The organism is Thermogutta sp. (assembly GCF_039793925.1).
Taxonomy (GTDB): Bacteria; Planctomycetota; Planctomycetia; order Pirellulales; family Thermoguttaceae; genus Thermogutta.
In genome coordinates, this window is the sequence record NZ_JBAMME010000285.1 from 1 (window position 1) to 3,687 (window position 3,687).

Annotated in this window: 5 protein-coding genes; 3 read left to right on the top strand and 2 right to left on the bottom strand. The window is 57.9% G+C overall.

Features of this window, described 5'->3' with window-relative positions; all coding sequences use genetic code 11:
- Positions 1 to 371 precede the first annotated feature (371 nt).
- Positions 372 to 872 (top strand): DUF6431 domain-containing protein, encoded by a 501-nt coding sequence (locus ABJK56_RS14585; protein ID WP_347245398.1) that lies wholly within the window; start codon positions 372 to 374, stop codon positions 870 to 872.
- 176 nt (positions 873 to 1,048) lie between these two features.
- On the opposite strand, the gene ABJK56_RS14590 is transcribed toward ABJK56_RS14585, so the two are convergent.
- Positions 1,049 to 1,621, bottom strand: a complete 573-nt coding sequence (locus ABJK56_RS14590) for a hypothetical protein (RefSeq protein WP_347245402.1) — start codon at positions 1,619 to 1,621, stop codon at positions 1,049 to 1,051.
- Between the two features lie 12 nt (positions 1,622 to 1,633).
- On the opposite strand from ABJK56_RS14590, the gene ABJK56_RS14595 reads away from it, so the two are divergent.
- Positions 1,634 to 2,461 carry a DDE-type integrase/transposase/recombinase gene (locus ABJK56_RS14595; protein WP_347245401.1) on the top strand — a complete coding sequence of 276 codons (828 nt, stop codon included), beginning with the start codon at positions 1,634 to 1,636 and terminating at the stop codon, positions 2,459 to 2,461.
- The gene (locus ABJK56_RS14600) at positions 2,448 to 3,293 is read left to right on the top strand and encodes an AAA family ATPase (protein ID WP_347245399.1); all 846 of its coding nucleotides are present in this window, start codon (positions 2,448 to 2,450) and stop codon (positions 3,291 to 3,293) included. The genes ABJK56_RS14595 and ABJK56_RS14600 overlap by 14 nt, the downstream gene beginning before the upstream one ends.
- A 38-nt stretch (positions 3,294 to 3,331) precedes the next feature.
- Here ABJK56_RS14600 and ABJK56_RS14605 read toward each other — a convergent pair.
- On the bottom strand, positions 3,332 to 3,687 hold a 356-nt coding region (locus ABJK56_RS14605), incomplete at its 5' end, for a hypothetical protein (protein ID WP_347245400.1).

Below are 3,687 nucleotides of genomic sequence, written 5' to 3' on the forward strand. Positions count from 1 at the left end.
TACAGCGATGCCTCCCCAATGCTCAGTTTCCCTCCCTTCCTTATCACCTCACTGATCTCCTTGTCGCTCAACAACACCTTCCCGCTCTGGCCTGCCCTGCCTCCCTTCACATACACCAGTTGCCGGTACAACCTCGCCGCCTCACCCCATTTCCTCAGACCCAAAACTGTAACGCTGCACGAAATTTTATGAATTAAAGGGTTGTTTTTCTCAGGATGTTTTGAGATGGAAAGCCGGTTGATTTCAAATTAACACGAGAAAAATGTCCCAGCGCCCCTTGTCAGAAGAAATGGTTTCCGAATGGGGCCAACTGAGGCAATGAATACGTCGTCCAAACAATACACACAACCTCGCTGACCCCGGAACAGTATGTGGCAACACAGGCTCACAAGCAAGTCAAACCTCCGGAAAGTTGTCCCAACTGCCGCCGGGTTGGTTCCTTGGGGGCGCATGGTTACTACCAACGCTACTTGAGCGGGAACACAAAGAAAGAATTGCGGATTGCTGTTCGGCGGTTCAAGTGTCGAAACTGCGCGGCAACAGTCAGTTGTCTGCCCTCCTTTGCCCAGCCATACAAGCTTGTCAACAACGCCACAATCACCGACGGTTTCAACGGCAAACAGAGCCCGCTGGTCGAACGGTGGACTGAACTGATAGCCAGTTACTTGAGGGAGTTTGAAAGCCACTTGCCGGAGTTGGTGCGGCGGGTTGGCAATGCGTTTGGGCCGCTGAAAGTCAACCAATCGGCACAGGATTTCTGGCTGTTGCTGATCCGCCGCTGCGGAGACCTTGGCCGGGCCACCGCGATTCTGGTTGAGCAGTTCCACACCTGCCTCTTCGGCACGTACCGGTGCCATCAGCGGCGGTGCTGATCGGCCCAACCGGACCGCCGAACATAGCCCTCAAACGCCACTGCAGCCGGCGCGGTGTCGGTTGACACTGCTCCAAACCCGCAAAATCCCGCCTCCCGGGACCCCAACCAGCCCATTTCCGACAATGGTGACCCCGAAAACAAGCCCAAGGACTCCAATTTCACCCGGCTTTGTCCTCATCCGGCCAGGGAATTGACTTCAGAGTCTTTTGTAAGCCCCCATCTTGCCGCCGGCTTGCTCCCTGCACCCACACACCATTGTCGTTCCACAACCAACCTCCGATCCCAAAACTCACGCCCGATCAGAACAACAAACACCATTGCAATATGAAAAATACAACCGACAACAAATCCAAATCCCAAAATCTGGCACTGGCTCGTTACGCCGCTGTCTGTTTCATCCAGGATGCAATCAGCCAGAACTTCTCTCTGGCCCGCGCAGCACGCATGGCCAGCCAGCGACAATGGAACGGCAAACTCTACTCCCCTTCCACCCTCCAGCGCTGGTACAACTGCTGGAAAAAGGGCAACTTCCCAGCCCTCCAGCCCCAATCTCGCAAAGACAAGGGCTCCTGCCGCGCTTTCTCCCCGGCTGACGTCCAGGCCATCCTCAAAGCCAGAACTCAATACCCGCATCTGAGAGTCAAAACCCTCATCCGCCACCTCCTCAGCCAGGGCATCCTCCAAGTCGGCACCTTCAGCCTCCCTTCGGTCTATCGGCTCCTGGCCGCCCACAACCTCGACTCTCACTCAATCAAACTGCTGCCCCCAAACCCCCAGTCCGGCCCAACAAAAGCCTTCGAATGCCCTCTTGCCAACCAGCTCTGGATGGCAGATGTCTCCCACGGCCCAACCATCAGACTCCCATCAGGCCAGATCATCCGCACTCGCCTGATCGCCACCCTGGATGATTGCTCCCGCCTGGTCCCACACGCCCAATACTACCCGGATGAAACTCTCTGCTGCTTCCTGGACACCTTCAAACAGGCCCTGGCAAAACGCGGCATCCCTGACAAACTCTACACCGACAACGGCAAAATCTTCACCTCCCACCACTTGAGAATCGTCTGCGCCAACCTCAACATCAAACTCATCCACGCCAAACCCTACGCCGCCTGGTCAAAAGGCAAAATGGAACGCTGGTTCAGAACCGTCCAGTCCGACTTCGAAGCTCAACTGCTGCTCCAGCCCCTCGATTCCCTCCAACTGCTCAACCAGCGCTTCTGGCAATGGCTCGAATCCCAATACCACCAGCGCCCACACTCGGCTCTGGCCGGCCTCTGCCCGGCCCAACGCTTCGCCCAGTGCGCTCAATGCCTTCGAACCGCTCCCCCTGACACCGACTGGGAAACCCTGTTCCTCTGCTCCGCAGAGCGCCGCGTCCGCCTCGACGCCACTTTCAGCCTCGCAGGCCAGCTCTGGGAAGTCCCTCCTCACCTCCGCGGCCAGTTGATCCTGGTCAAGTTCGACCCCTTCAACTGGTCAACAGTCCAGGTCTGGTTCCACAACCAACTGGTCGGACAAGCCCGCCGCTGCGACAAACACCTCAACTCAAAAACCTACACCGACCGCGACTATGAACGCCACTGACAACTCCCGGGACATCGACACCGCCCTCAAATCTCTCTGGGGCGCATCCCAAATGCCTTTCGGCCCGGCAGCACCCAAACCGTACCTGTCCCCACGGCTCCAACTGCTCCTCAATCAACTGGCCCAGATGGCCGCATTGCGTTCAACAGGCATCCTCCAGGGCCCAAACGGTGTGGGCAAAACCTTCCTTGTCCAACAGTTCCTCAGCTCCCTCCCAGACAAACGTTTCAAAACCTTCCTCCTGACCCACTCCTCGGTCACTGCCACAGACCTGTTACGGCTGCTCTGCAGACAACTGGGCCTTGCCCCGCGCAACAGACGTTCAGACAACATCGCTCTCATCCACCAGGGCTGGCAGGCTTGCGACCGGCTCTGGCCGGTCCTGGTCCTGGAAGAAGCCCAAAACTTCTCCGCCCTTGCGCTGGAAGAGCTGCGCCTGTTGACCTGCCAGTCCAAGGACACTCAACCGCCTTTCAGCCTCCTGCTGGTCGGCGATCAACAACTGCTGCCTCGGCTCCAGATGGGCATAAACGCCCCTCTGTTGTCGCGCCTGAGCTTCTGCCTCCACCTGGACCACTGGTCACCCACAGAGCTGGCCCAGTACGTCAAGGCCCGTCTCCAGCAGGTCGGCATTCACTCCGATCTGTTCGAGCCACAAGCCCTCCAGTTGCTCATCCAGGCCGCCAACGGCTCGCCAAGGCTCCTCAATCACCTGGCCCAGCGCGCCATCCAGCAGGCCATCGAGCAAAACTCTCAAACCATCTCCTCGGCTCACCTCCAGCAAGCCCTGGAGCTGCTCCCCTGGCTGGCTCAACTGCACCAATCACCATGAACAACCCAAACCCAAACCAAAACATCCCCGCCATCATCTCAAGCCTCCATCAAACCTATTGCCGGCTCACAGGCCAGAACATCCCTCTGCGCTTCGACCGCCAGAGGCTCTGGTTCGACTTCACAAAAGCCGGTTTTACTCTGGCCGACCTGACCGCGGTCATCCCCTACCTCCAAAAACAAATCCGGCTTGGACGCCGCAATGTAGGCGCCCTTAAACTGTCCAACCTGCTTCAACCCGACCGATTCGAAGAGGACCTCCACATCAGCCGCGTCAGGCTCTGTCCGCCCAAGCCAAAACCCAACCATCCCATTGAGCCCCCTGCCGTCGCTTCCCAGCAACAATCTGAGCCAACCCGTTTGTATGCTTTGGAACAACTGCGCCGCATAAAGGA